General features: G+C 70.7%; 20 protein-coding genes. 13 read left to right on the top strand and 7 right to left on the bottom strand.

The window, feature by feature from the left end:
* Nucleotides 1-5: 5 nt before the first annotated feature.
* Together M3B01_RS01090 and M3B01_RS01085 are read right to left on the bottom strand one after the other, a co-directional pair.
* On the bottom strand, nucleotides 6-596 hold the full coding sequence (locus tag M3B01_RS01090) for a hypothetical protein (protein ID WP_259789000.1): 591 nt from the start codon (nucleotides 594-596) through the stop codon (nucleotides 6-8).
* The gene (locus M3B01_RS01085) at nucleotides 596-2,818 is read right to left on the bottom strand and encodes an NADPH-dependent 2,4-dienoyl-CoA reductase (protein WP_259788998.1); all 2,223 of its coding nucleotides are present in this window, start codon (nucleotides 2,816-2,818) and stop codon (nucleotides 596-598) included. The genes M3B01_RS01090 and M3B01_RS01085 overlap by 1 nt, the downstream gene beginning before the upstream one ends.
* A gap of 72 nt (nucleotides 2,819-2,890) precedes the next feature.
* On the opposite strand from M3B01_RS01085, the gene M3B01_RS01080 reads away from it, so the two are divergent.
* From M3B01_RS01080 to M3B01_RS01070, 3 genes are all read left to right on the top strand, one after another.
* Complete coding sequence (locus M3B01_RS01080; RefSeq protein ID WP_259788995.1) at nucleotides 2,891-3,982, top strand: GNAT family N-acetyltransferase; 1,092 nt, start codon at nucleotides 2,891-2,893, stop codon at nucleotides 3,980-3,982.
* Between the two features lie 117 nt (nucleotides 3,983-4,099).
* Nucleotides 4,100-4,624: an SRPBCC family protein gene (locus M3B01_RS01075; protein WP_259788994.1), complete on the top strand. Its 525-nt coding sequence runs from the start codon at nucleotides 4,100-4,102 to the stop codon at nucleotides 4,622-4,624.
* Between the two features lie 23 nt (nucleotides 4,625-4,647).
* Nucleotides 4,648-5,148 carry a DUF1992 domain-containing protein gene (locus tag M3B01_RS01070; protein ID WP_259788993.1) on the top strand — a complete coding sequence of 167 codons (501 nt, stop codon included), beginning with the start codon at nucleotides 4,648-4,650 and terminating at the stop codon, nucleotides 5,146-5,148.
* A gap of 84 nt (nucleotides 5,149-5,232) precedes the next feature.
* Here M3B01_RS01070 and M3B01_RS01065 read toward each other — a convergent pair whose 3' ends face one another.
* Complete coding sequence (locus M3B01_RS01065) at nucleotides 5,233-5,925, bottom strand: Type 1 glutamine amidotransferase-like domain-containing protein (RefSeq protein WP_259788992.1); 693 nt, start codon at nucleotides 5,923-5,925, stop codon at nucleotides 5,233-5,235.
* Between the two features lie 148 nt (nucleotides 5,926-6,073).
* Between M3B01_RS01065 and M3B01_RS01060 the strand changes: the two genes are divergently transcribed.
* The gene (locus M3B01_RS01060) at nucleotides 6,074-6,406 is read left to right on the top strand and encodes a hypothetical protein (RefSeq protein ID WP_259788991.1); all 333 of its coding nucleotides are present in this window, start codon (nucleotides 6,074-6,076) and stop codon (nucleotides 6,404-6,406) included.
* Nucleotides 6,407-6,539: 133 nt separating this feature from the next.
* Here the strand turns inward: M3B01_RS01060 and M3B01_RS01055 are convergent, their stop codons facing one another.
* Nucleotides 6,540-7,322, bottom strand: coding sequence for a GNAT family N-acetyltransferase (locus M3B01_RS01055; protein WP_259788990.1), 783 nt, complete (start codon nucleotides 7,320-7,322; stop codon nucleotides 6,540-6,542).
* Nucleotides 7,323-7,400: 78 nt separating this feature from the next.
* Nucleotides 7,401-8,990 (bottom strand): amidohydrolase, encoded by a 1,590-nt coding sequence (locus M3B01_RS01050; protein WP_259788988.1) that lies wholly within the window; start codon nucleotides 8,988-8,990, stop codon nucleotides 7,401-7,403.
* A gap of 99 nt (nucleotides 8,991-9,089) precedes the next feature.
* Here M3B01_RS01050 and M3B01_RS01045 point away from each other — a divergent pair, with 99 nt between their 5' ends.
* The 7 genes from M3B01_RS01045 (at nucleotide 9,090) to M3B01_RS01015 (ending at nucleotide 18,371) form a co-directional block, all read left to right on the top strand.
* Nucleotides 9,090-10,067, top strand: a complete 978-nt coding sequence (locus M3B01_RS01045; RefSeq protein ID WP_259788986.1) for an ABC transporter ATP-binding protein — start codon at nucleotides 9,090-9,092, stop codon at nucleotides 10,065-10,067.
* Between the two features lie 66 nt (nucleotides 10,068-10,133).
* Entirely contained in the window at nucleotides 10,134-10,976 is an 843-nt protein-coding gene (locus tag M3B01_RS01040) for an ABC transporter permease (RefSeq protein WP_259788985.1), read from the top strand.
* 143 nt (nucleotides 10,977-11,119) lie between these two features.
* A complete protein-coding gene (locus M3B01_RS01035) occupies nucleotides 11,120-12,328 on the top strand; it encodes a sensor histidine kinase (RefSeq protein WP_259788984.1) in 1,209 nt (402 codons plus the stop codon).
* Nucleotides 12,325-12,990: a response regulator transcription factor gene (locus tag M3B01_RS01030; protein WP_259788983.1), complete on the top strand. Its 666-nt coding sequence runs from the start codon at nucleotides 12,325-12,327 to the stop codon at nucleotides 12,988-12,990. The genes M3B01_RS01035 and M3B01_RS01030 overlap by 4 nt, the downstream gene beginning before the upstream one ends.
* A gap of 167 nt (nucleotides 12,991-13,157) precedes the next feature.
* On the top strand, nucleotides 13,158-13,952 hold the full coding sequence (locus tag M3B01_RS01025; RefSeq protein WP_259788982.1) for a Na+-dependent transporter: 795 nt from the start codon (nucleotides 13,158-13,160) through the stop codon (nucleotides 13,950-13,952).
* 167 nt (nucleotides 13,953-14,119) lie between these two features.
* Complete coding sequence (locus M3B01_RS01020) at nucleotides 14,120-16,387, top strand: cation-translocating P-type ATPase (RefSeq protein WP_259789048.1); 2,268 nt, start codon at nucleotides 14,120-14,122, stop codon at nucleotides 16,385-16,387.
* A gap of 181 nt (nucleotides 16,388-16,568) precedes the next feature.
* Nucleotides 16,569-18,371 (top strand): ABC transporter ATP-binding protein, encoded by a 1,803-nt coding sequence (locus tag M3B01_RS01015; protein ID WP_259788981.1) that lies wholly within the window; start codon nucleotides 16,569-16,571, stop codon nucleotides 18,369-18,371.
* A 159-nt stretch (nucleotides 18,372-18,530) separates the two neighbouring features.
* Here the strand turns inward: M3B01_RS01015 and M3B01_RS01010 are convergent, their stop codons facing one another.
* Both M3B01_RS01010 and M3B01_RS01005 read right to left on the bottom strand, forming a co-directional pair.
* On the bottom strand, nucleotides 18,531-20,669 hold the full coding sequence (locus M3B01_RS01010; RefSeq protein WP_259788980.1) for a hypothetical protein: 2,139 nt from the start codon (nucleotides 20,667-20,669) through the stop codon (nucleotides 18,531-18,533).
* A gap of 89 nt (nucleotides 20,670-20,758) precedes the next feature.
* Nucleotides 20,759-21,427: an ATP-binding cassette domain-containing protein gene (locus M3B01_RS01005; RefSeq protein ID WP_193866593.1), complete on the bottom strand. Its 669-nt coding sequence runs from the start codon at nucleotides 21,425-21,427 to the stop codon at nucleotides 20,759-20,761.
* A gap of 893 nt (nucleotides 21,428-22,320) precedes the next feature.
* On the opposite strand from M3B01_RS01005, the gene M3B01_RS01000 reads away from it, so the two are divergent.
* Nucleotides 22,321-23,523 carry an SPFH domain-containing protein gene (locus tag M3B01_RS01000; protein WP_259788979.1) on the top strand — a complete coding sequence of 401 codons (1,203 nt, stop codon included), beginning with the start codon at nucleotides 22,321-22,323 and terminating at the stop codon, nucleotides 23,521-23,523.
* A gap of 1 nt (nucleotide 23,524) precedes the next feature.
* Nucleotides 23,525-25,255 (top strand): TFIIB-type zinc ribbon-containing protein, encoded by a 1,731-nt coding sequence (locus M3B01_RS00995; RefSeq protein WP_259788978.1) that lies wholly within the window; start codon nucleotides 23,525-23,527, stop codon nucleotides 25,253-25,255.
* Nucleotides 25,256-25,303: the final 48 nt, after the last annotated feature.

Raw genomic sequence — 25,303 nt, 5'->3', positions numbered from 1 at the left:
CCAGTCTAGGGACCGGGCGGGCAAGGGCCCGGATCAGCGGGCAGTCGTACCCCGTGGGAGGTGACCATCTCGGCCACCCGCCCCGCGATCGGCAGCAGCCCCATCAGCACGAACAGCACCACCAGGGACACCATGGTGGCGGTGCCGGGCCCGAAGACCCGCACCGGTGCGAACAGCAGCACCCCCAGCACCGGGGTGGAGATGACACCGGTGCCGGCCAGCAGCGACCAGCCCAGCGGTGCCACGCGCTGCGCGCGCAGGGTGCGCAACCGGTCCAGACGCACCAGCATCAGGATGTCCAGGGTGAGGGCGGCCATGGCGAGCACGGAGATCAGGGCCAGACCCGCCAGGCTGGTCAGCAGCCAGCCGAAGAATACCTCGGCCCCGTGGAACATGTCCCCGTCGGGCGGCCCTGCCAGTTCGTCGCCCCACACGCCCATCACGATGGTGGCGATGACCGGGACGGCCAGGGAGAGCACCAGAGCGATGCCCACCAGCCCGCCCCAGAGCCCCAGCAGCCGGGTGCCGCGCAGCTCGTCCCCCAGACGTGCCGGGGCAGTGGCGAACCGGGGATCGGGGACCGGCTGCGAGAGCATCAGATGCCCGCCACGGTCTCCACGGCCTGCCGGATGGCGCGCTCGGCGTCCAGCTCGGCGGCCACATCGGCCCCACCCACCACGTGCACGCGGGGGGAGCGGCCGGAGCGCGCCTGCAGCAGCTCATCGGCCAAGGAGCGCTCCGATACCTGCCCCGCGCAGATCACCACGGTGTCCACCTCGATCAGTTGCTCCTGGTCACCCACTCGGACATGCAGCCCCTGCTCATCGATGCGCTGGTAGGCCACGCCCGTGTGCTGGACGACCCCGGCGCGGCGCAGCTCCGCCCGGTGCACCCAGCCGGTGGTGCGGCCCAGGCCCGCCCCGATCTTGGTGTCCTTGCGCTGCAGCAGGTGCACCACTCGTGCCCGTCGACCGTCGGCCGGCACGTCCAGGGCCGGCTGGTCGGGCTGCGGCACGGCCCCGTCGGAACCGGAACCGGAACCGGGCCTGGGACAGGGTGCGGAGAGCCGGGGCAGGATGCCACCGCGGTGGTCGGCCGGATCGGCCACGCCCCAATGCCTTTTCCATGCCTGCGCATCGAGGGTGGGGGAGGGCTGCGGGGCCGAGAGGTACTGGGCCACGTCCACGCCGATGCCCCCCGCCCCGATGATGGCCACGCGCTCGCCGGGCTCCGCGCGGCCCTCCAGCAGGTCCGCGTAGGTGATCACGTGCGGGCCGGTGGGAGCCGTGTCCGCACCGGCGCGGTCGCCAGCGGCGTGGACATCCGGCCCGCCGGCAGCGGCGGCGGGGCCTGATCCATCGGGGGTCGTGGCGAACCCGGGCAGGTCCACCTCGCGCGGCAGCACCCCGGTGGCGATCACGACGTCGTGGAAGCCCAGCAGGTCCTGCGCCGAGGGGCGCACCCCGAGCCGGATCCCCACCCCCGCCGCCGCCAGGCGCGTGGGCCAGGAGCGCAGGGCCTGGGCGTAGTCCTCCTTGCCAGGGATACGGGCCGCCATCCGCAGCTGGCCGCCCAGCTCGTCAGTGGCCTCGAACAGGGTGACCACGTGCCCGCGCTCCGCCGCCGCCAGAGCGGCCTCCAGACCCGCCGGGCCGGCCCCCACCACCGCGACCTTCCGCTGCCGGCGCTGCAGCACCGGGGTGAGCACCAGTTCCGTCTCCCGGCCGGCGCGCGGGTTCATCAGGCAGCTGGCCCGCTTGCCGTCGAACACTCTGTCCAGGCAGGCCTGGTTGCAGGCGATGCACGGCACGACCTGGGAGGCCCTGCCCTCGGTCAGCTTCCGCGGCAGGTGCGGATCGGCCAGCAGCGGGCGCGCCATGGAGATCAGATCCGCCTGACCGGCGGCCAGCACCTGCTCGGCCACCGCGGGGTCGTGGATCCGGTTGGAGGCGATCACCGGCACATCCACGTTCATTCGCAGCCGCTCGGTGAGCGGTGCGAACGCGGCCCGCGGGACGGAGGTGACGATGGTGGGCACCCTCGACTCGTGCCAGCCGATGCCGGTGGACAGCACATCGACGCCGCGCTCCACCAGGCCGCGAGCCAGCACCATGGTCTCCACCCAGTCCTGCCCCCCCGGCACCAGGTCCAGCAGGGAGATGCGGTAGCTCAGCAGGGCGTCCGGCCCGATCGCCTCGCGCACGGCCTGAGCCACCGCCAGCGGGAAGGTCCGACGGGCCTCCGCGCCGCGGCCCCACCGGTCGCGGCGACGGTTGGTGGCCGGGGCAAGGAACTGGTTCAGCAGGTACCCCTCCGATCCCATCAGCTCCACCCCGTCATAGCCCGCCTCCACGGCACGGGCCGCGGCGGAGGCGAAGTCCTCGACGGTGCGCTGCACGCCTCGCCGGGTGAGGCGGCGCGCGCGGAAGGGCGACAGGGGCGAGCGGCCGGCCTGCGCGGAGGCCGCCAGCGGATGGAAGGCGTAGCGGCCGGCGTGCAGCAGCTGCAGCAGGATGCGGCCATCGGCCTCGTGGACCTCGCGGGTGATCACCCGGTGGCGCTCCATGGTGCGCTCGTCGGCCTCGGCACCGCGCGGGGTGAGGCGGCCGGTGCGATTGGGGGAGTAGCCGCCGGTGACGATCAGCCCCGCGCCGCCACGGGCGCGTTCGGCCAGGTAGGCCGCGAGCTTCTCGGCATCGGCGGGGGAGTCCTCCAGACCGACGTGCATCGAGCCCATCACGATGCGGTTGCGCACCTCGAACCGCCCCAGGTCCAGCGGGGACAGCAGGCGGGCATACCCGGGGCTCGCAGTGTGCATGTCGCGATTGTGCCAGGCGGGTGGGGAGAAATTGGCGTGCACACGGCGGGCCCGCCGTGGTCGACTTCCCCCATGCACATCACGATCCGCCCCCTGGACCTCTCCTCCGACACGGAGCTGGAGCAGTACCGGGCCGTCAGCACAGCCTCCGACGACGCCAGCTACGGCGGCCACGAGGAGCAGACCCTTGACCAGATGCGCACCCTGTACCGCGACACCCCGTACTGGCGGCAGCAGCGGTACATCGCCCTGGTGGAGCAGATGGCCGGCGGCAGCAGCGTGGTGGGCACCGCCTCGCTCCTGTTCCCCCTGACGGAGAACCTGGAGACGGTGCACCTGGGCATCACCACCCATCCCGCCTTCCGCGGGCAGGGGATCGCCACGGCGATGCTGGATCAGGCCCTGGCGCCGGCGATCCACGGCTCGGGCCGCACGCTCGTCACCGCATGGGGAGAGATCCCCGCCCACGGCGAGGTCGACGATCCTGCGCTGCCCGTGAACCGTCTCGCGGCTCGCCTGGGCCTGAGCCGCAGGAATGTCTCCGTGTGCCGGCTGCTGCCACTGCCGGTCGAGGACTCCCTGCTCGATGAGCTCGAGGAGGAGTCCCGGCAGAAGCGGGGCGGGTACCGCATCGAGCTGTGGCAGGACCAGGTGCCCCAGGAGCACCTGGGGGCCTACGGGCAGCTGCTGCGGCAGATGGCGCTCGATGAGCCCGACGAGGACATCGAGGAAGAACCGGCCGAGTACACCCCCGAACGGATCCGCCTCATGGAGCAGCGCCGACGCGAGAGCGGCGGGCGTGCCCTGACCGCCGTGGCCGTGGCACCGGACGGCTCCATCGTCGGCAACTCCGAGGTGCACGTCCAGACTGCGCCCGGCACCACCATCGCCTGGCAGGAGAACACCCTGATCATGCCGGAGCACCGTGGCCATGGCCTGGGCCTCGCCCTCAAGGTCGCCACCCACCGCCTGCTGAGCAGTGAGCTGCCGGAGGTGCGGTCCCTGATCACCTTCAACTCGCATGTGAACCCGTGGATGATCGAGATCAACGAGCGGCTGGGGTACCGGAGCGCCTTCCGCGAGATCGCCCTCCAGGGCCGTCCTGACCTCTCCGACGGGCTGCTGCCGCGAGTGCAGCACGAGACTGCGATCGGCCTCACCTGAGCAGGTGCCTCCCGGTCGGGGCTCGGGGCCCGCACCTCGCCGAGGGCGCTGCTGGCCGCGCTCCTGTACATCATGCCGATGGTCGCGATCCGCACGGTCCGGTGCCACGATGGGTGCATGAGCGAGAACATCGCCCCCGCCGCATCCGATGACGCCCAGTCCCGCGTGGTCACCGCCTCCCGTGAGATCAACGCTCCTGCCGTGCGCATCTTCGAGCTGATCGCCGACCCGTCCCAGCAGCCCCGCTGGGACGGCAACGACAACCTGCGTGACGCCGCCGAGGGGCAGCGTGTCCACGCCGTCGGCGACGTGTTCGCGATGACCCTCACCAAGGGCAAGGTGCGCGAGAACCACGTGGTCGCCTTCGAGGAGGGCCGCGAGATCGCCTGGATGCCCGCCTCCGAGGGGGAGCAGCCGGCCGGCCACCGCTGGGGCTGGCGCCTCACCCCGCTCGCGGACGACATGACCGTGGTGGAGCACACCTACGACTGGTCCCAGCTGACCGACGAGAGCCGCTTCGACAGGGCCCGCTCCACCACCGCCGAGATGCTGATGGCCTCGATCGACCGGCTCGCGAAGCTCGCCGAGAGCGGCGGCGCCGGGCACCTCGACCCCGACGGCGGCACCGGCACGGTGGCCTGAGCCTGCTGGGTGGTGGCGCTTCCGTGACGTCCGGTGACCCGTTCCGGCCCGAGGACCCGGACCCGTTCCGGTCCGAGGACCCGGTCGATGCCGCGATCGCCCGCGGGGACTTCGACGACCTCGCGCTCGCCGGCAAGCCCCTGCGCCTGCCCTCGCGGCACGACCCGGACTGGTGGATCAAGCAGCGCATCGACGAGGAGGACGTGGACCGCGACGCTCTGCTGCCGGTGGTGATGCTACTGCGCCGCGAGTACGAGCGACGCGAGGAGACCTTGGCGGTGCTGCCCACCGAACTGGAGGCGCGCGAGTACGCCGAGGACTACACGCGGCGGGTCCGGGACGACCGGCTGCGCAGCCCCATGGCCCGCATGCTCGCCCCCGAGATGGATCCCGAGGAGGCGGTGGCCCGGTGGCGGGAACTGCGTGCCGAGGCAGATCGAGCACAACCGCCCGTTCCCCAGGCCGGTGATCAGGTGTCACGGCAGCGTCGCCGCTGGTGGTATCTCGGGCGTCGTTCCCGCTGAGACGGCACGACTGCGCGTGCGGGGTCCCGGCGCACCGGCAGGATCCTTGGCCAGGATGTCGACACCAGAACAGCGGCCACCGGCTCAGGGACTCTGCGTCGACACCTGCACGCCGCCCCGGCTGGCGCGCACCCACCACAGCTGGCCGGAGCCGGTGACGCTCACGGACCCGTCCGCGGCCTTCGCCAGGGCGGTGTCCTCGTCGATCGCGACCGCATCCCCGCACAGTCCCGCCTCGACGGCGCGGACGATCCGGCCCAGGGTGCCCGCCTGGGCGGCGTGCGCATCCACCGACCACGGCACCAGGCCCAGACCGGGTCGGAACGTGAGCTCGTCCAGGCCCTCGGACCACTCCTGCGGGCACACCTCGATGCCGCGCAGCCGGTACCCGCCCACCTGGGCGTTGGCGGAGGCGACGGCCGCCCCGGCGGAGAACCCGAGGTAGGGCACACCGCCGCTCACCCGCTCACGCAGCAGATCGGCATGCGGATGCAGGGAGTCCATGTACTGCGGGGTGGGACCACCGGCGACCACGATCGCACCCGCGGTGCGGATCTCCTCGGCCACCGGGCCGCCGTCCAGGGGAACCACCCGCACGTCCGCGTCGAGGGGCTCGAGCAGCTCCAGGTAGTCCCACGCGAACTGCGCCGCGATCTCGGCGGTGCCTGCATTGAGCATGGCGACGTGCCCCGTGATGCCCTGGCAGGCCTCCAGGAAGGGGGCGATGGTGGTGGGCCGTGTGGACGTCGGGCCGCCGCCGACCAGGACGATGCTCATGCAGGAAGGCTACGGCAGTGATTCCGGGCGCAGGCAGTACGCTTCGACAATCAGAGCGGCAGGTCCGCGCCCCACACATCGGAGTTCCATGCCCGGCCCAGCGAGCCCTTCCCGCCCCGGTGCGCCGCGCACCACTATCTTCCTGACGATGCTGCTCGGAGCGGCCGGCATCATGCACGCCGTGCACCCAGAGCCGTTCGACAGCATCGTCCCGCGGGCACTGCCCGGATCGCCTCGCGCCTACACCTATGCCTCCGGCCTGGCCGAGGTCGCCACGGCCGCTCTGATCGCGGTGCCCCGCACCCGGAGGCTGGGCGGCCTGGCCGCGGCGACGCTTTTCGTGGCGGTGTTCCCCGCCAATGTGCAGATGGCGATCGACTGGCGGAGAAAGCCACCCAGAATGCGGGCGATCGCCGTTGGCAGGCTGCCGCTGCAGGGAGTGCTCATCGCGCAGGCGCTGCGCGTGGCCCGCCGCGGCTGACCCCGTTTCTCTCCGCGACACCTATGTGTACACAAAGCAATGGCAAGCTCGCCGCTGTCGTGGCCGGGGTCGCGCGTCCGGTGAAGAAGCCGCCCCACTCGGCGCGAGACCGTGTGCTCGGCCAGGAGGGCCATCACCCACGCAGCACGGGATCGCTGCTGCCCCGGATGCCGTCCATGACGATGAAACCACCGGTATCGATCCGGTAGCGCCGCTTCGGCACGTCCGCTCCCGCGTTGCGTACGTCCTCCAGTACGCCCCCGCATCGCTCGATCGTCCGGATCGAACCGAGGTTGTCGTCATCGCACGTCACCAGGGCGCGCTCCACCCCCGCCTGTGCCAGGTGGGCCAAGGACTGGCGCAGGATCTCGGTGGCATGCCCTCGGCGGCGGAACGGGGGAGCCACCGCGTAGCCGACGTGACCACCGACCTCGCGCAAGAAGTCGGTCAGCGCGTAGCGGATGGAGGTGCGGCCGACGATGACGCCGTCGACCTCGGCCACCAGGAAGTCAGCGCGCACCCGACCGGGAGGAAGATCGACGCCTCGGGACTCGCGCGTGACCTGCTCGAGCACGGCGCCCCAGTCCTCACCCTCGGCGAGCAGGAACTCGAAGTTCTCCTCCAGCATCTGCGCGTGAATGCCACGCAGCGCAGTTTCGTCCTCGTGGCGGGGTGGGCGCAGTTCGAGCGTCATCCGCAGAATGCTAGTCGTGCTGCCGGAAGGCTTCGTGAATCGCCATGACGTCACGACGCGCGTCGTCACCACACGAGTCGACGCCACCGTGCGTGTCGACGGCACCGTGCGAGTCGACGCCACCGTGCGTGTCGACGCCACCGTGCGAGTCGACACCACCGTGCGAGTCGACACCACCGCGCGAGTCGACGCGGCGACGTCGCGGCAGTTGGCGGAATCCACCCCGCATACCGCCAACTGTTCACCCCTCGAGCCTCACTGGGGGAAGCCACAACTCAGGGGTCGCTGTGTCATGGCGGCTCAGCCCGCCGCGACCCGCCCTGCCACCACCGTGGCCAGCACGCGTGCCTCCCGCAGGCGCTGCGCCGCCTCGCGGGCCGCGGCATCGACCATCAGGCCGTCGCCACCGAGGGGCACGTCCTCGAACACGTCCTGCTCCAGCAGCACCACATCGGCCCTGCCTCCGACAACGAACCCTCCCACCCCGTCAGTCGATGCTGCCAGCGCCTCGCGCGGCTGCAGCTGCTGACGGGGCAGCCACCCCTCACGCTCATCGGCGCTGCGGTGCACGGCGGCGGCCATCGCCAGCCACGGGTCCAGCGGCGCCACCGGGGCGTCGGAGCCGAGCACCAGCTCCACCCCCGCATCCAGCAGATCCCGCAGGCGGTATGCCTGATCGGTGCGGTCGTGCCACAGCTCCTCGGTGGGATCGCGGTCATCGAGCAGATGGGCCGGTTGCACCGAAGCGGCCACCCCGAGGCGAGCCATTGCGGCCACGTCCTGGTCGCTCAGCATCTGTGCATGCTCCACTCGGGCCGGGATCCCAGAGCGTTCGATCGCCTCCAGCGCCACCCCGGCAGCCGCGTCACCGATCGCGTGCACCGCGGCGCGCAGGCCCAGGCCCTTCGCACGGCGCAGCGCGGCCACCAGCTCCTCCGGCTCCCAGGTGAGCACCCCGTGCCCGGCCGGGCCGTGCCCACCGGCGTAGGACTCGCGGGTGTAGGCAGTGTGGGAGCCGAGCGCGCCGTCCAGGATCACCTTCAGCGGACCCATCTCCACCAGGCTCTCCCCTGCGGGGCCGGGCGCGTCCAGCAGCATTCCCGTTGGCCCCGGCACGAACGCGAGGTCCTCCGTGTACACCGCGGTGCGCACCCGCAGTGAGCTGCCCAGCCGCTGCCAGGTCTCCCACACCCGGCCCCATTCCATGTCGACCAGGCCCACCACACCGCGTTCAAGGGCCTGACGCTGCAGCATCGCCATGCCCGTGGCGACCTGCGCCCCGACCCCGGGGAGGGCGGGCATGAGCGAGACCAGGTCGAACCACTCGTCCTCGCCCACCACCCCGTCCCGCGGGGGTGCACCGAGCGCCCGCAGCGCCGCTGAGTTCATCCAGGCGTGGTGGGCGTCCCCGCCGATCAGCACCGTGGGCACCTCACCGGTCACCTCATCCAGCATCGGTACTGTGGGCGGCACCACCAGGTCCACCAGCCGGTGCCCGAACCCCACCAGTGCCTCTTCGCGGCAACGACCGGTCTCCTGCCGCCGGGCCAGCTCCTGCTGCACCAGGGACAGGATCGCTGACGCGCTCCCCGCGCCGGTGGTGTCCAGCCGCGAATGGGCCTGCGCCAGCTGACTGGAATGCACGTGCTGGTCCCACAGGCCCGGGATCGCGATCGCGCCGCCGCCGTCGAGCACCTCCTCGCCGGACCGACGGGCCAGGCGATCACCGATCTCGACGATCACGCCGCCGGTGATGCGCACGTCAGTGACGTGCACGTTCATCGGGGAGGTCGCGGCGGTGCCGGCCCCTGAGCCCGCGGCGGCGCCGGCCCCCGAGCCCGCGGCGGCGCCGGCCGCCGGTTCGCGCACTCGCACCTGTCTGATCAGCACCGATTCAGGCTACCCAGCCTCGCACCATGACACCCGTCATGGTCACGACGTGACCGCGGTGCCTGGGACCGGGGGGCCCGGGGCGGAAGTCTGGTCCCCATGAACAGTGCAGCCCTCGCCCCCACCCCTGATTCCCTCAGCAGTAGCCGTGCCGCCGAGCCCACGGCCGAGACCGCCGCGATCTCCCTGCGCGGCCTGCGCAAGAGCTACGGCCCGGTGCGCGCCCTGGACGGTGTGGACCTCACCGTGGAGCCGGGGGAGATCCTCGCGCTGCTGGGCCCCAACGGCGCGGGGAAGTCCACCTGCATGGAGATGATGGTGGGCCTGTCCACCCCGGATGCCGGGAGCGTGGCGATCCACGGCACCGACCCCGTCACCGCCACCCGCTCCGGCGTGATCCGAGCAATGCTGCAGAGCGGCGCCCTGCTGCCGGACCAGACCGTGCGCTCCATGCTCACGATGCTGCACTCCCTGCAGGCCCGCCCCATGCCGCTGGCGCAGGCCGTCGAGCAGGCCGACATCGGCGATCTCATGGGCAGGCGCATTGGCCGGCTCTCCGGAGGGCAGGCCCAGCGGGTGCGCTTCGCGATCGCACTGCTGGGCGACCCGGACGTGCTGCTGCTGGACGAGCCCACGGTGGGCATGGACGTCACGGCCCGCCGCGCCTTCTGGCACCGCATGCGCGAGGTCGCCGCCACCGGCCGCACCATCGTGTTCGCCACCCACCACCTCGAGGAGGCCGAGCGCGAAGCCGCCCGCGTGGTGGTCATGGACCGCGGCCGCGTCGTCGCCGACGGGAGCGCGGAGACCATCTCCGCCCTGGTCGCCGGGCGCATCATCACCCTGCGCGGGGCCGACGCCGCAGCCGTCGCCTCGCTGCCCGGTGTCGAGGCCGCGGCCCCCGACGAGGCCGACCCCACCCGGGTGCGGGCCGTGTGCGCCGACGCCGACGCGGCTCTGCGCGCCCTGTACACCTCACCCCTCGCCGACCAGGTGCACGACGTGCTGGTCACCGCTCCCGGGCTCGAGGAGGCCTTCATGCACATCACTGGTCACAGCGACGAGACCGCCGCCTGAGAGCGGCGGCGCCCTTCCCACGCCCCCCATTTCCCCTGCTCGCCCCATTTCCCGAGGAGATCCACGATGACCACCGCCGACCTCACCGCCACCCCCGCCTCCGGCCCGGGGCGCGATACCCCTGCCACCGGCTCCGCGCGCCCCGCTCCCGAGGCACGCCACCAGCCCTCCGCCACCGCCCGCGCTCTGCGCTACACCGGGCACACCGCCCGCATGACCCTGACCAACGTGTTCTTCATGGCCTTCTCGATCGCGATGCCAGTGGGCATGTACCTCCTGTTCGGCACCATGTTCGGCGACCAGGCCGACGGCGCCGCCCGCGGCATCGTGATGGTCAACATGGCCGCCTACGGCGGGCTCGGCACCGCCATCACCGCTGGCACCCAGATCCAGGAGGACCAGCGCAACGGCTTCCTGCGCCAGCTGATCGTCTCCGGTCTGTCCCCGCGCTCCTTCCTGTTGGGCTCCGTGCTCGCCGCCAGCGTGGTGATCGTGCCCGCCCTGATGATCGTCGGGCTCGTCGGGCTGGCCACCGGGGTGCAGGCCGGCGCCGGCTCGTTCATGGCCACCATGGGCGTGCTGTGGCTGGGCCTGCTGCCCACCATCCTCATCGGCATCGCGCTGGGAATGCTGCTGAAGGGAGGCGCGGCCTCCGCCGGGGGCGTGGTGGTCCTGATGGCCCTGGCGATCTTCGGCGGGCTGTGGATGCCGCTGGAGATGTTCCCCGAGTGGATGCAGAGCACCGGGCGCCTGCTGCCCAGCTACTGGATCGCCCAGCTGGGCGAGTGGACCCTCATCGGCGGGGACCTGCCCGTGACCGGACTGCTGGTGATCGGCACCTGGACCCTGGTGCTCGGTGTGCTGTGCGCGGCAAGCCTGTCCAAGGCCATCGGCCTCACCCGCCGCTGACCCGGACCCGCACGTGACACGACCCGGCCCCCGTGACACGGCGCGACCCCGCCCGTGACATGGCGCGGCCCCGCCCGTCAGACGGCCCGGCCCCGCCGCGACGACGCGACCGCGCCCCGAGGAGCACTGAGACAATGACCGCGATGGACACCACGGACGAGACCTCCGGGCCGCGCTGGGCGGGAATGGCGCAGGCCGCCGACCCCGCCATCGCTGAGGACGCCCCCGCCCGGTCCCTGCACCCGGCGGAGATCCATCGGGCCGCCGTCGAATCCGGAGCGGTGCCTTTCTCCCTGCCCCCGACGGTGTTCCTGCTCCTGCCGATCGTCTTCGCGTGGATCCAAGCGCCCGGCATCGGGGCCGCCGTCGCCACCGGGATGCTGCTGGTCTACGGCGTGCTGTTCGTGTACGCCTCCGGCATCGCCCTGTACCCGCAGCCGGTGAGGCTGGTGTGGTTCGCCCTGATGACCGCTCTGGTGCTGGCACTGATCCCCGTGATCGGCGAGAACGTGCTGTTCATGGTGATGTTCCAGGCCATGACCCACGTGATCCTGCTGCCCTGGCGCTGGGCGGTGCCCACGATGGTGGTGATGTGCGTGGCGGTCGCCGGCATCGCCGCGTGGCTCGGCGTGTACGTCGCGGTGGTGCTGGCGGTGATGGGCCTGGCGATGTCCTGGGGCATCGGCCACGGCATCCAGCAGGAGGTGCTGCAGGAGAAGCTCGATGCCGCTGAGCGCCGCAACGCCGCCCTCGCGGTGGCCGCGGAGCGCGAGCGCATCGGTCGCGACCTCCACGACATCCTGGGCCACTCCCTGACCTCCGCGACCGTCTCCGCCCAGCTCGCCCAGCGCCTGCTGGACGCCGATCCCGCAGCGGCACGCGAGCAGCTCGCCCACATCGAGTCCACCCTGCGCCAGTCCCTGGCCGATGTGCGCGCCACGGCCAGCGGCATGCAGACCGTGCGCGCCGCCACCGAGATCGCCTCCGCCCGCAGCGTGCTGGCCGCCGTCGGCATCGGCGCCCAGGTGCCCAGCGCACTGCCCACCCTCGATGACGATCGCGCGGAGCTGTTCGGCTACGTGGTCCGGGAGGCGGTCACCAACATCGTGCGCCACGCCCGCGCCGAGAGTGCCCGCATCGCCATCTCGGAGGACGAGGTCAGCATCAGCGACGACGGCGTGGGGATTCCCGAGGGCACCGCCCGCACCGGGCTGCGCGGGCTCGAGCAGCGCGTCGCCGACGCCGGGGGAGCGCTCGCCGTGGAGTCCTCCCCGGCGGGCACCACCGTCACGGCGACGATGGGCCCCGTCCCCGCTTCCCCGCGTCCCGGCTCGCCGAAGGAAACCCTGTGATCCGACTCGTCATCGCCGATGACCAGCACATCCTGCGCTCCGGACTGGTGGCTCTGCTGCGCCTGGAGTCCGACATCGAGGTGGTGGCCGAGACCGCCGACTGCGCCGACACCATCCGCGCGGTCCACGAGCACACCCCCGACGTGCTGCTGCTGGACGTGCAGATGCCCGCCGGGTCCCTGCCGCAGGTCCCTCATCCCGACGGCGGGGTGCCTGACGGCGCGGTGCCCGAGGACGGCATCGAGGTGGCGCGGCACCTGCACCGGACGATGGATCAGCCGCCGCGCATCATCGTGCTGACCACGTTCGGCAGGGCCGGGTACCTGCGCCGCACCATGGAGGCCGGCGCCCGGGGCTTCATGGTCAAGGACACCCCCGTGGAGCGCCTGGTCGATGCGATCCGCAGGGTCCACCAGGGCCTGCGCGTGGTCGACCCGGACCTGGCCGCCCAATCGCTGGCCGTCGGCCCCAGCCCGCTGACCGCGAAGGAGACGGAAATCCTGCGCGCCGCCGCCCAGGGGGACTCCACCGCCGTGATCGCCCGGTCCCTGTTCCTCAGCGAAGGGACGGTGCGCAACCACGTCTCCTCCGCCATCGGGAAGCTGCAGGTCTCCACCCGCGTGGACGCCGTGAGGGTCGCCACCGACAACGGCTGGCTGTGAGACCGCCGCACCGCCGGCCTCGTAGGATTCCTCGGTGCACACGCTCGAATCGCTCCTGGGACTGATGATCCAGATCAGCGTCCCGGCTTTCGCGATCGCGTCGATGCTCTCGATGGGCCTGCGCACCCCTCTGCGGTCTCCGCGCCCAGCTGCGCGACCGCCGCACCGTGCTGGCACTGCTGGGAGCCAACTTCGTGGTGATCCCCGCCGTCGGTACCCTGCTGATCTGGCTGCTCAACGGCCTTATGGCCGCGCACATCGCCGAGGGGTTCGTGATCGTCCTGTGCGCGGCCGGGGCGCCCTTCGTGCTGCAGCTGGGAGCGATGGCCCGCATCCCCTATTCCGAATCGGCAGGTCCCATGGCGGTGCTGCTGCTGGGCTCGATCGTGTTCATGCCGCTGGTGGTGCCGTTCCTGCTGCAGGACGTGCAGGTGGATGCGTGGGCGATCGCCCGACGGCTGCTGGGGACCATGCTGCTGCCGATGCTCACCGGCATCGCCATCAGCGCCGTGCTCCCCACCCGGGCCGACGGCCTCGCCCGGACGGCGGGGGCTGTCGCGGCAGTCTCGGCGGTGCTGATGTTCGTCTCCGGCTTCGGCCGCAACACCTCCCTGCTGCTGGAGGTGCTGTTCTCCCCGGCGCTGCTGGTTGCAGCAGGGCTGGTGATCCTCGCCTTCGTGGCCGGTCGGGTCTCCGGAGAACTGGCCGGACCCACCCTCACCGTGCCGGACGGCCCCGCGATCCTCTCCAGCCAGCGCAACATCGCCGCTGCCTTGCTGGTGGCACGCTCAGCGGGGGAGGACAGCCACCAGCTGGTGCTGGCGATCCTGCTGCTGAGCGCCGTGGGCTTCGTGATGCTGGTGCCGTATGCGCTGGCCACCGGGTACGCGCGCCGCAGACGGGCGGGGGAGCGGACATCTGCGGGTGTGCTGCTGGGCATCGTCGGGCCGCGCTCGGACTGAGTGAGCCGACCCCGTCACCCCCACCTGACAGATACCCCTAGGGGGTATATCCTCGTGGTGTAGGCGACGCAGGACCGCCGCACTTCCAGGAGGCACACGTGGCGACCACATCGGACACGACCGAACCCCTCTCCGCACTCGAGGTGATCGACCTCGAGGTCGGAGGGATGACCTGTGCCAGCTGCGCGGCCCGCATCGAGAAGAAGCTCAACAAGCTCGAGGGCGTCGAGGCCTCCGTCAACTACGCCACCGAGAAGGCCAACGTGCGCGTGCCCGAGGGCATCAGCGCCGAGGACCTCATCGCCGTGGTCGAGAAGACCGGGTACACCGCGACCCTGCCCGCGCCGCCTCCCCGCACGACCGCCGGTCATGGTGCGGACCCGTCGGCCGATCCCGCCAACGCCACCGCCGGCCGCAGCGACGCGACCAGCGGCGCGACCGGGCACGATGCCGAGGACCCGGAGCTGCGCAGCCTGCGCCACCGCGTGATCGGTGCCGCGATCCTCTCGGTCCCCGTGATCGCGCTGGCGATGATCCCGGCGCTCCAGTTCGACTACTGGGGCTTCGCCTCCCTCACGCTCGCCGCTCCCGTGGTGGTGTGGGCCGGCTGGCCGTTCCACCGCGCCGCCTGGATCAATGCCCGCCACGGCGCGGCCACCATGGACACCCTGGTCTCGGTGGGCACCACCGCCGCGTTCCTGTGGTCGATCCTGGCGCTGTTCGTGGGCACCGCCGGTGATCGCGGCACCACCCACCACTTCAGCTTCGCCCTCGAGCGCACCGACGGGATGAGCAACATCTACCTCGAGGTCGCCGCCGGGGTGATCACCTTCGTGCTGCTGGGCCGCTACTTCGAGAAGCGCTCCAAGCGCCAGGCCGGCGCTGCCCTGCGCGCCCTGATGGAGATGGGCGCCAAGGAGGTTGCGGTGCTGCGCGACGGCGCCGAGCAGCTGATCCCCGTGGAGCAGCTCGCCGTGGGGGATGAGTTCGTGGTGCGCCCGGGCGAGAAGATCGCCACCGACGGCATAGTGGTGACCGGTTCCAGCGCCGTGGACATGTCCATGCTCACCGGCGAGTCCGTGCCCGTCGAGGTGGGGGAGGGCCACGAGGTCACCGGCGCCACCGTCAACGAGGGCGGGCGCCTGGTGGTGCGCGCCACCCGCGTGGGCTCGGACACCCAGCTGGCGCGCATGGCCAAGCTGGTCGAGGACGCCCAGTCCGGCAAGGCCGAGATCCAGCGCCTGGCCGACCGCGTCTCCGGCATCTTCGTGCCGATCGTGTTCGTGATCGCCATCGCGACCTTCATAGGCTGGCTGGTCTTCGGCGGCAGCGCCGTGATGGCCGGCACCGCCGCCGTGGCCGTGCTGATCATCGCCTGCCCCTGCGCCCTGGGCCTGGCGACCCCCACCGCCCTGCTGGTCGGTACCGGCCGCGGCGCCCAGATGGGCGTGCTGATCAAGGGCCCCGAGGTGCTGGAGAGCACCCGCCGCGTGGACACCATCGTGCTGGACAAGACCGGCACCGTCACCACCGGCACCATGACCCTGCAGGACGTCGTCCCCGCCGCCGGCACCGACCGCACCGCCCTGCTGCGTCACGCCGGCGCAGTGGAGGCCGCCAGCGAGCACCCCATCGCCCGCGCCATCGCCGCCGGTGCCGCCGAGGAACTGGGCCGTCTTCCGGAGGTCACCGACTTCCAGAACCTCGCGGGCTCCGGCGTGCGCGGCACCGTGGACGGCGTGACCGTGCAGGTGGGCCGCAACATCCCGGGGGCCGACGAGCTCCCGGCCGATCTCGCCACCGCCCTCGAGAAGGCCCGCGGCGATGGTCGCACCGCCGTGCTGGTGGCCTGGGACGGCCAGGTGCGCGGCCTGCTCACCGTGGCCGACGAGGTCAAGCCCACCAGCGCCCAGGCCATCGCCCAGCTTCGCGAGCTGGGCCTCACCCCCGTGCTGCTCACGGGTGACCACGAGACCGTGGCCCGCCGCGTCGCCGCCGAGGTGGGCATCGACGAGGTGATCGCCGAGGTGATGCCCGAGGACAAGGTGGGCGTGATCGAGGGCCTGCAGGCAGACGGCAAGGTCGTCGCGATGGTGGGCGACGGCGTCAACGACGCCCCGGCCCTCGCACAGGCCGACCTGGGACTGGCCATGGGCACCGGCACCGATGTGGCCATCGAGGCCGCGGACATCACCCTGGTGCGCGGTGACCTGATGGCCGCCGTGGATGCAATCCGCCTCTCGCGCCGCACCCTGCGCACCATCAAGGGCAACCTGTTCTGGGCCTTCGCCTACAACACGGCCGCCATCCCGGTGGCCGCCCTGGGCCTGCTGAACCCCATGCTGGCCGGTGCCGCGATGGCGTTCTCCAGCGTGTTCGTGGTCTCCAACAGCCTGCGCCTGCGCGGCTTCGGCAGCGTGGCGAGCGAGGGCTGACGCGCGGGCGGCCCGCCGGGCCGCTGCTCGAGCCTGCGGAGCCGGCGCGCCCCGCCCCGTGCATCCCGTCGGCAGCCCGGCCCCCGGGGGTGCGGGGCATCGGCCGGCGGGCAGTGCCGCACGGGTCACACGGGGCCCCGCGGCCCGAGCCAGGGACGATGCCCGGGCATACCCTGGTGGGGTGTCCGCCCTCCTGCGCATCGCCCGCTTCACCCGTGAACTGACCCCGCTGTACCTCGCCATCATTCTGTGCTCCGTGCTGACGGCGGTGGCGGGGCTCGCGGTGCCGTTCCTGATCGGCAACGCCACCGATGCGATCGCCGCGGGGATCGGTGGGCAGACCACCACCGAGCAGGCGCTGCGCACCGCCCTGCTGATGGCCGGTGCGCTGCTGCTGGCGGAGCTGGCCTCCACCGTCATCTCCAACATCGGCGGCTGGTACGGCGACGTGATGAGCAACCGGATGCGCACCATGCTCTCGGTGCGCTACTACGACAAGCTGCTGCACCTGCCCCAGCGGTGGTTCGACAACGAGATCACCGGCACCGTGGTGGCCCGCCTGAACCGCTCGATCACCGAGATCACGGGCTTCGCGAAGATGTTCTCCAACTCCTTCGCCACCATGCTGATCACCACCGCCGCGGTGCTCGCCATCAGCGCCTGGTACGCGTGGCCGCTGGCCGCCCTGCTGCTGATCGTGTTCCCGGTGTACGTGTGGCTGACCGCGCTGACGTCGGTGAAGTGGCAGCGCCTGGAGGGCGAGAAGAACGAGCAGATCGACATCGCCTCGGGTCGCTTCGCCGAGGTGATCGGCCAGATCCGCGTGGTGAAGTCCTTCGTGGCGGAGAGGGCCGAGCTGGACGACTTCACCCGTCGCTTCTGGTCCACCGACCGCATCACCCGTGAGCAATCCCGTCACTGGCACGGCATGGACATGGCCCGCCGTGCGGTGCTGAACATCGTGTTCTTCGGGATCTACGCGATCATCTTCTGGCAGACCGCCGCCGGGGAGTTCTCCATCGGCACCATGGTGCTGCTGATCCAGCTGATGACCATGGCCCGCCAGCCGGTGCAGAACATGAGCTTCGTGATCGACACCGCCCAGCACGCGATCGCCGGCTCCAAGGACTACTTCCGGGTGATGGAGACCGAGGTCGACCCGCGCCTGCTGGCCACGGGTGAGGATCCTGCCGAGCATGCGATCGAGCCCGTGGCGGGGGCGCCCGCGATCTCCTTCCGCGACGTGCACTTCGCGTACGAGGACGGCCAGGACGTGCTGCACGCCATCGACTTCGCAGTCTCCCGCGGCGAGAAGGTGGCCCTGGTAGGGGAGTCCGGCGGCGGCAAGTCCACCATCGTCAACCTGCTGCTGGGCCTGTACGAGCCGCGCGAGGGCAGGGTCGAGGTGGCCGGTCACGACGTGGCCGAGCTGCCCCTGGACGTGCTCCGCTCCCGCATCGGCGTGGTGTTCCAGGACGCCTCCCTGTTCTCCGGCACCATCCGCGAGAACATCGCCTACGGCCGCCCCGGCGCCACCGACGAGGAGATCCGCGACGCCGCCCGCCGCGCCAACGCCGACACCTTCATCGAGCGCTTCGCAGACGGCTACGACCAGATCATCGGCGAGCGCGGACTGCGCCTCTCGGGCGGTCAGCGCCAGCGCATCGCGGTGGCCCGGGCGATCCTCAAGGACGCCCCGATCCTGGTGCTGGACGAGGCCACCAGCGCCCTGGACACCAAGGCCGAACGGCAGGTGCAGGCGGGGCTGGACGAACTGATGCGGGGCCGCAGCTCCTTGATCATCGCCCACCGCCTGTCCACCATCGCGGGCGTGGACCGCATCATCACCCTGGACGACGGGCGCATCGACGAGATCGGCTCCCCGGCCGAGCTGGCGCAGTCCGGTGGCATCTACGCCCAGCTGCTGCAGCTGCAGAGCGCCGGCAACACCAAGCAGCTGGCCAGGTTCGACATCACCGGTTGATGGGCCTGTGCCACCCGAAACCCCGAGGGAGCTTCCGCTGCAAGCGGGGTCCTTGGCCGGGGGACCTAGCCCCGTGCGGGAAGGACCCACGTAGGCAATCGATCTGACGCCGAAGCCAGGGATCCAGTGCCGATTACCACTGAAGGCACGGTATCGATGCTATGACTGTCCGGGTCGCCAGCGGCGAAGGGAAGAACCCTGAATGAGCGCGCTGATGGCCGTGATCATGGCGGCTGCAACCAGGGGTAGGACAGTCGTGGTGAGGGCGTAGTTGCGGGGCAATTGGCCGTCAAGGGGTGGAAGGAGATACGGGAAGGTCGTCACGTACGCGACAGCCCCTCCCGCAGCAACGGCGACGAGGAGGGGAACGAACACGCGGATGATCGAAACCCCCAGGACGAACTGACGGCCAGCTCCCCACATCGACATGACTCCCGTCCGGCGGGCATGGGTGGTGACGTCTCCCTGAACCGCCGCGGTGATGGCGAGGCCGAAGAGCACGGTCAATACGCCGGCACCGGCAGCATTCCATCTGGCCTGGTCCCGGTTCTCCTGAAGGCCGGTGATCCACGAGTCGCCGACGGGGAAGATTGCAGGTGGGGGAAGCATGGCGTGAGCAAGGTCTGACCGTAGAGCTTCGATGGGCAGATCACCCCCGTCGTAGCTGATGATGCTGGTGGAGACGGACTCAGCGCTCGGCGGGACAACCAGGGGATCGGCGACCGTCACCGTGATGGTGGTTGACCAGGCCGCGGGTGCCAGGTAGTCCAAACGCGGATCTGGGTCGATCTCCGTGCGAGACAGGCTGCCGTTGGTGCAAGGCAGTCGAAGTGAGGTCAGGGTTGCGCACGAACCGGTGATGGCGGTGGTGGAGGTGGGGTCGTGGACGTCCCCGGGCATCGACACGGCAACCACTCCCGCGCGCTCCCCGAGGGTTTCGGCGAGCAGTTCGCGTTGGTCGGGGGTGTCGACTCGCCCGGTCACCTCGAGGAGGGACGAACCGAAGGCAGCCTGGGTGGCTTGGGCATTGCGAGTGAAGGAGTTCGTCAGAGTGGACAGGACCATGGCGTGGGCGATGAGGACGACCATGATGGCCATTCCGGCACCGAGACGGCGAACGGACCGCGGGTCGTTGAGCAATTGGCGGCCGGCGACGATCATCGCGGGGCTGCCGGCACCCCGCCCGAGCCGCGTCAGAGCACGGGCGGCAAGAGCGGTGGCGCTGCCGATGAACGAGGGAAGAGTGAGTGCGACCAGGCCCAGGCCGGCATAGCCGATCAGCAGTCTCGGAGTTGAGTCCTCCCAGCTGAGCGTGGCGATGAGTGCCTGCGTCATCGTGAGGCAGGCCAAGGGGAGAGGAGCAAGACTCCACCAGCGTTCTCGGACCCGCCCTGGAAGCGGTCTGGTCCCTCGTAGGCGCCGGGGACGGTTCATCACGATAAGGAGGCACACCGCGATGAGCCACCCTGCCCCAGCGGCACCGAGAGCCAGAGGTGCCTGGGCCCGAAGGTCGCGGGCCAGGATGACTGCTTCGGACGCGGGCACGGGCACGTCGATCAGCATCATCAGGGCAAGGATCGCCAGCGCACCGAGTCCACCGATGACGAGACCGTGGCCCGTGGCGCCCCAGAGGAACGCTAGATGCTCACGGGGACCGGCGCCCTGGGCACGGAGAACCTGAAGCCGGCGATCGCGGCGTGCGGACCCGGTGCGGGAAGCGACCAGCATGAGTGTCATCGCTGGGAGGACGGCGGCGATGCCTGCTCCTGACAGCGCCTGGGCAAGGCTTCTCTGGTATGCGGCACCACCGAAGAACCCTTCTTGGTTCGCGCGGGCCGGATAAGGGACGCCGTAGCCGGTCAAGGGAATGCCTTCGACCCGGTCGAGGATGTCATCGGCCGGACGGACATAGGCGATCCGTTCCTGTGGAGAGACGAGGCCCTCCAACTGGATCGTCTGCCTGCTTTCCGTGCCGTAGCGCTCGAGGACCTCCCGTCCCGCCTGGGTCCCACGGAGAGCGGGCGCGAGGACGACCTGCCCGGGGTCAGGCCAGGCCTCCAAACCAGGGGGGAGAGGAGTGTCGGCTTCCGGGACGACAACGAAGGCATGCACCCAGCGACCGTCTGCCGTATCGGCAATGATGCGCCACCTCGGCCCCTCGACGGTCATCCCGCCGACCCCGGTGTAGGCAGTGGGAACCCGCGCGTAATCCCGTTCCAAACGCTCCTGGTAGCTTCCGATCAGGATGCCCATCGCGGCGATGGCCAATGTCAGAAGCGCTGTGGCGACTGTGATCACAAGGGTTCCCGTGCGTCGTTCCGGAGTGCCGCGATCCACGTCCTTCCCGAGACGGACCCACGAGTAGCGCGCCGAACCCGCTTGGCGCGTCACGGCGCAGGTTCGAGGTGGGCCACCCCGTTGTGGTCGGGGACGAGGGAGAAGGCGGCGTCCGCCCGTCGTGCCAGCGCATCGTCGTGAGTCACGATCAGGACGCTGCTGCCCCATCGCTTGGGAATGGACAGCACGAGATCTCCGACCATCTCGCGGAACTCGGCATCGAGTGACCCTGTGGGCTCGTCGGCGAGGACGAGGGAAGGGCGCGTGATCAGTGCTCGGGCTACCGCCACTCGCTGGTGCTCCCCACCGGAGAGCACCTGCGTGCTCACCCCCCGGGCTGGTACCCCCAAGTCCTCCAGGAGTTCCTCCGCTTCCTGGAACGCCGCTCGCCGAGGTGAGCCCGCCAAGATCGCGGCGATGGCCACGTTCTCAACGGGCTCAAGCTCCTCGAGCAGTTCCCCGTGCTGGAATACGACCGACACGGTGTGACGGAGGTACTCACGCCGATGAGCGCCGCGCAGGGAGTGGACGCCTTTCCCATCGACCTCGATGGTCCCTGATGCGATCGGGACCATGCCCAGGATCGCGCTGAGGAGTGAGGACTTCCCCGATCCCGACCTGCCGGTGATCGCAGCGGACATGCCGTCCTCGAGGCTCAGGTCGATTCCGGAGACGACAGTGCGCCGTCCATGACGGATTGCAACATCGCTGCAGTGCATCACATCAGTGGCCTCTCGAGCAGGGTGGTCATGCATTCAGCAACCAGCGGCGCCGATCACCGGGCGTGACCGGTGCCGCTGGTGAGCGGCGAGGAATTATCAGATGTACTGGCGGGTGCCGCAGCCATCGGGCCTGACCGGGCGATCAACACAGGTCTGGAACGAGGAGACCCTCGTGCTGCCGCTGAGGGTAGCGCTCGCAGTCTCACCGTGGGCCCTGGTGATCAGCTGGTACCGGGAGGAGGAGTTGTTTCGCCAATAGTTCCCGTAGGCACGGACCCCGTCCGCCTTTCCGTCGCGAACGGAAACAGTGGTTCTGGCGCTGTTGACGTTCATGACAGAACCACCTCCATCATAATTCTGTGCATACGCCTGGGCTGCGCCTGCTCCCGTGGCAATCACCCTGCTGCGAACGCCGTCACCAGTGCGCGTCTGAGATGTGCGGTCGTCTTTGACATGAGCAAACACCTTCCCCCTTGAGTGAAGTAGATCGGCTCTGATCTACCAAGGTGGACGCTACCGCCCCCCACCTGAGCCTCCGCAAGGTCAGCTGACGACATCCTGGTTGCTCCAGAACCGCGGTGCACCGCCTGAGGTGCGCATAGAGCCTGCACTCGGCCCAGGTCGGATCTATCGTGCGCGAACGCCCGCGGCCCGTCGATATATCGAGCAGCAGGCGCACCGGAGTTGGAGCCACGACGCCTGCGGTGACCGCCTCGCCTTCTCGGCATCAGCCTGCCTGGTCTCGGCGGCGCGGAGGTGAGCGTCGGAACGGCGCCCTGGGAACCGATTGTCGAAGGCGCGAGCATCCGCAGTGATCCACGCGACGGTGTCAGGGCCGGGGGCTACGATGGCTCACGTCACAGATACTCGGGGGCGACGAAGGAGCTCACATGGGATTCATCCAGGCATTCAAGGGCGCCATCGGTGGCATGTTCGCCGATCAGTGGAAGGACTTCCTCACCATCCCGGAGGGCCTGCCGCAGACGGCAGCGCTGTTCCCGGCGGTGCCGCGCGGCACCAACGCCGGTCGCGGCTCCAACACCCGCGGCTCGCAGAACGTCATCTCCAACGGCTCACGGATCCTGGTGCCCCAGGGGTACGGCCTGATCACCGTGCTGGACGGTCGCGCCACCGGCCTGATCACCGAGGCCGGCGGCTACGAGTTCAACAGCGACTCGCCCGATTCCCGCTCCGTGTTCGCGGGTGACGACCCGCTGGCCTCCACCGTGGGCATGTCCTGGGAGCGCTTCAAGTTCGGCGGCCGCCCCACCTCGCAGCAGCTCGCGTTCTTCGTGAACCTCAAGGAGATCCCGGACAACCGCTTCGGCACCCAGTCGGAGATCTACTGGGACGACGCCTACCTCAACACCCAGGTGGGGGCCGTGGCACGCGGCTCCTACACGCTGCGGATCATCGACCCGCTGCTGTTCGTGCACAACTTCGTGCCCGCCACCTTCATCTCCGAGGGTGCACCGGTGTTCGACTTCTCCGACCCGGACAACTCCGCCGGCAACCAGCTGTTCCAGGAGGTGGTCGGCTCGCTCGCGGCCGCATTCTCCCGCTACACCAACGACCCGGACAAGGGCAACCGCATCACCCGCATCCAGGGCGACTCGGTGGGCTTCGCCCAGTCCCTGGCCGCCGCGGTGGAGGAGGGGTACCGCTGGTCCACCGACCGCGGCCTCACCATCGTCAAGGTCGCGATCGCCTCGATCGAGTACGACCAGCGCACCCGTGAGCTGCTGGCGGACGTCCAGAAGGCCGATGCCCTCTCCGGCAACCGCTCGCAGTCCTTCATCCACCAGGCCGTGGCACGCGGTGTGCAGTCCGCCGGGGAGACCGGCGGCGGTGCGGGCCTGGCGATGTTCGGGGCAGGTGCCGGTGCAGCCGGTGGTCTGGTGCAGCCGGTCCAGCCGTGGCAGAACCAGCCCGGTCAGCAGCCCCAGCAGGGCCAGCCCCAGCAGGGCGGCCAGCAGGCGCCCCAGCAGGACGACCCGGTGGCCAAGCTCGCCCAGTACAAGAAGATGCTGGAGGAGGGCCTGATCACCGAGGAGGACTACGAGGCGGCGAAGAAGAACGCCCTCGGGCTCTGACATGTCGGTCCCTCCCCAGCAACCGGGCTGGGCGAGCCCCCAGTGGCCCGCCCAGCCGGGGACCCAGCAGAACCCTGCTCCCGGGGGGCACGACGGGAGCGGTGCCCCTGCCGGGCCGCCCTCGCAGGCCGGTGCGCCCGGGCAGCCGAACGTCTTCGGACAGCCCAGCTATCCAGCCGCGCCCGGCGGCGGGATGCTGCCGCCCCCGCCCGGCCGTCGACCCCAGGCGGCACCGGGATCCCAGGAGGCCCGTCGGGGGGATCCGATCCCCTCGGGCACCCAGAGCACGGGCCAGCGGGAGGTGCCCCAATGGGCCGGTGACCAGTACCGCAGCGGCAGCGCCCACGCCGAGCGCAGCGGGACCCCGCACGGTCAGCAGCGCCCGGCCGGTCCGGCGCACGGCCAGCAGCGTCCCGTGGGCCCCCAGGCCGGAGGCGCCCCGCACGGGGCCCCGGGCCAGGGCGGCGCTCCCGAGGGCCGGGCAGCGACCATGCTGCCCGAGCAGTCCCTCGGCGAGGCAGCGCAGAAGGCACTGAGGAACGCCGGCAACCGCATCGTCGACACCAGCTCCGGCAAGACCGACGGCCTGGACAAGTGCCCCCGCTGTGGCAGCACCGACATCCACTACTCGATCACCGCGAAGGCCCTGGTGTGTGGGTACTGCCGCAACCAGTGGAACGAAAACGTGGCCGAGCAGGCCTTCGGCCTGGACAGCGCCATCGAGGAGCTGCGCGGCCACACCATGGCCTCCGGCACCGGCGACATCCGCGAGGACCTCACCACCGTCACCCTGAAGTGCCAGGGCTGCGGTGCCGAGGTCGTCATCAGGGTCGACGAGCAGCTGCAGAAGCGCTGCCACTGGTGCCGCCAGACCCTCTCCATCAACACGCAGATCCCCAACGGTGCCGTGCCCGACGCGGTCCTGCCCTTCCAGCTCACCCGAGAGCAGGCCATCGACCGGATCAACGAGTTCGTCGGGTCCCGCCGCGCCTTCGCCCACGCCCGCTTCAAGAGCGAGTTCGTGCCCGACAACGTGATGGGCGTGTACATCCCGTACATGGTGGTCGACGGTAACTTGCACGCCGTGATGCAGGGAACGGGCGAGGTGACCACCCGCCAGTACACCGTGCGCCGCAAGGTGGGGGACAACTACGTCTCGGAGACCTACTACGACGCCGACGTGTACGACGTGCGCCGCGCCTTCGACCTGCTGGTGGACGACCTCACCGTGGAATCCTCCCGCCGGTACGACGCGCGGGACAACACCCGCTCCACCAACAACATCCTCAACGCCGTCCAGCCGTACGACACCGCCGCCGCCGTCGCCTACAACTCCAACTACCTGCGGGGCTTCACCTCGGAGCGGCGCGACCTGAACATCCGCGACGTCGACGACAGCGTCGAGGAGAAGTTCCTGTCCATCGCCCGCGCCAAGGCCCGCCCCACCATCTCCCGGTACGACCGTGGCGTGCGATGGGAGCACGAGGGCGTGGCCGTGCACGGCACCCGCTGGGTGGCCGTGTACGTGCCGGTGTGGCTGTACAGCTACGCGGACTCCGCCAAGGGCGAGGGCTCGCTGGTGCACTACATCGCCGTCAACGGCCGCAACGGCAACACCATGGGCTCGGTGCCCGTGTCCCACCCGAAGATCTTCGCGCTGTCCTGCGCGCTCGGCAGCATGGCCACGGCCATCGCTGCCGCCATCGGCTGGGGATGGTTCTTCCTCGGCTGAACCCCGCCCGTCCCACGCTCCACCCGCCCGCCAGGTTCTGCTCCACCC

This window comes from Brachybacterium sp. p3-SID957 (genome assembly GCF_025144775.1).
Lineage (GTDB): Bacteria > Actinomycetota > Actinomycetes > Actinomycetales > Dermabacteraceae > Brachybacterium > Brachybacterium epidermidis.
The sequence above is the reverse complement of the archived record's forward strand: the minus strand, read 5'-3'. Positions and strand labels throughout refer to the sequence as shown.

What these genes read in the sequence shown, in the direction of transcription:
- M3B01_RS01005 (WP_193866593.1), bottom strand. Translation starts at nt 21,427, where the DNA reads ATGCACTGCAGCGATGTTGCAATCCGTCATGGACGGCGCACTGTCGTC.
- M3B01_RS01000 (WP_259788979.1), top strand. Translation starts at nt 22,321, where the DNA reads ATGGGATTCATCCAGGCATTCAAGGGCGCCATCGGTGGCATGTTCGCC.
- M3B01_RS01085 (WP_259788998.1), bottom strand. Translation starts at nt 2,818, where the DNA reads ATGCACACTGCGAGCCCCGGGTATGCCCGCCTGCTGTCCCCGCTGGAC.
- M3B01_RS01020 (WP_259789048.1), top strand. Translation starts at nt 14,120, where the DNA reads ATGACCTGTGCCAGCTGCGCGGCCCGCATCGAGAAGAAGCTCAACAAG.
- M3B01_RS01065 (WP_259788992.1), bottom strand. Translation starts at nt 5,925, where the DNA reads ATGAGCATCGTCCTGGTCGGCGGCGGCCCGACGTCCACACGGCCCACC.
- M3B01_RS01090 (WP_259789000.1), bottom strand. Translation starts at nt 596, where the DNA reads ATGCTCTCGCAGCCGGTCCCCGATCCCCGGTTCGCCACTGCCCCGGCA.
- M3B01_RS01040 (WP_259788985.1), top strand. Translation starts at nt 10,134, where the DNA reads ATGACCACCGCCGACCTCACCGCCACCCCCGCCTCCGGCCCGGGGCGC.
- M3B01_RS01080 (WP_259788995.1), top strand. Translation starts at nt 2,891, where the DNA reads ATGCACATCACGATCCGCCCCCTGGACCTCTCCTCCGACACGGAGCTG.
- M3B01_RS01035 (WP_259788984.1), top strand. Translation starts at nt 11,120, where the DNA reads ATGGACACCACGGACGAGACCTCCGGGCCGCGCTGGGCGGGAATGGCG.
- M3B01_RS01060 (WP_259788991.1), top strand. Translation starts at nt 6,074, where the DNA reads ATGCTGCTCGGAGCGGCCGGCATCATGCACGCCGTGCACCCAGAGCCG.
- M3B01_RS00995 (WP_259788978.1), top strand. Translation starts at nt 23,525, where the DNA reads ATGTCGGTCCCTCCCCAGCAACCGGGCTGGGCGAGCCCCCAGTGGCCC.
- M3B01_RS01075 (WP_259788994.1), top strand. Translation starts at nt 4,100, where the DNA reads ATGAGCGAGAACATCGCCCCCGCCGCATCCGATGACGCCCAGTCCCGC.
- M3B01_RS01045 (WP_259788986.1), top strand. Translation starts at nt 9,090, where the DNA reads ATGAACAGTGCAGCCCTCGCCCCCACCCCTGATTCCCTCAGCAGTAGC.